We start from the raw sequence: 1,038 nt of genomic DNA, 5'->3' as shown, positions 1-1,038 counted from the left end.
CGTGGCGGGAATTGGTGGGACTAGCCCAACCTCAAACTGCACGCTGACGGCTTCCGGAACAGCCACCGATGGCACAGGCAGCATTGTTTGTACGACGAAGAGCTGCAAACCTGGCTGCGTCAGATCCGTGACGAAGCGTACGTTGAGATCAAACTCCCTGGTGCAGACCAGGCAGCGCAGTGAAACCCAAGCGTTTCGCGCTGACACCCGGCGAACCGGCCGGCATTGGTCCAGACCTGTGCCTGCTGCTCGCCTCGCAAGCCCAGCCACACCCCCTGATTGCCATTACCAGCCGCGACCTGCTCCTTGAGCGGGCCGCGCAGCTGGGCGTGGTTGTCGATTTGCTGTCGGTATCGCCGGGCAACTGGCCGGATGCTCCGGCGCCTGCCAACAGCCTGTATGTGTGGAATACGCCGCTCAGTGCCCCGGTGGTTGCCGGCCAGCTCGATAAGGCCAATGCGGCGTTCGTTCTGGACACCCTGACCCGCGCGGGCCAGGGCTGCCTGGACGGGCATTTCGCCGGCATGATCACCGCGCCTGTGCATAAAGGCGTGATCAATGACTCCGGGATCGCCTTTTCCGGGCACACGGAATTTCTTGCGGACCTGACCCACACCACGCAAGTGGTGATGATGCTGGCCACGCGCGGCTTGCGTGTGGCGCTGGTCACGACCCACCTGCCCCTGCGCGAGATTGCCGATGCAATCACCCCGCAGCGGCTGGAACGGGTCACGCGAATCCTGCACACCGACCTGCAACAAAAATTCGGCATCGCCCAGCCGCGCATCCTGGTTTGCGGACTTAACCCGCACGCCGGTGAAGGTGGTCACCTGGGCCATGAAGAAATCGACATCATCGAACCTACGTTAGAGCGCCTGCGCGGTGAGGGCATGGACCTTCGCGGCCCCCTGCCCGCCGATACTCTGTTTACCCCCAAATATCTGGAGCACTGCGACGCGGTGCTGGCGATGTACCACGACCAGGGCCTGCCCGTGCTGAAGTACAAAGGCTTCGGCGCGGCAGTCAACGTGACCCTCG

The 1,038-nt window shown here is 63.2% G+C and carries 1 protein-coding gene and 1 pseudogene; both read left to right on the top strand.

Annotated elements, in window-relative coordinates:
• Positions 1 to 90: 90 nt before the first annotated feature.
• A pseudogene (locus ACQKP4_RS29255) lies at positions 91 to 183 on the top strand (hypothetical protein); the annotation flags it as partial.
• Positions 180 to 1,038: 4-hydroxythreonine-4-phosphate dehydrogenase PdxA (gene pdxA, locus ACQKP4_RS29250; RefSeq protein WP_427637461.1), on the top strand; the 859-nt coding region annotated here is incomplete at its 3' end. The pseudogene ACQKP4_RS29255 and the gene pdxA, both read left to right, overlap by 4 nt.

It is taken from the genome of Pseudomonas sp. NPDC086278 (assembly GCF_050280905.1).
Classification (GTDB): Bacteria; Pseudomonadota; Gammaproteobacteria; order Pseudomonadales; family Pseudomonadaceae; genus Aquipseudomonas.
Note: the sequence above shows the minus strand (reverse complement) of the source record. Positions and strands in the feature narration are given on the sequence as shown.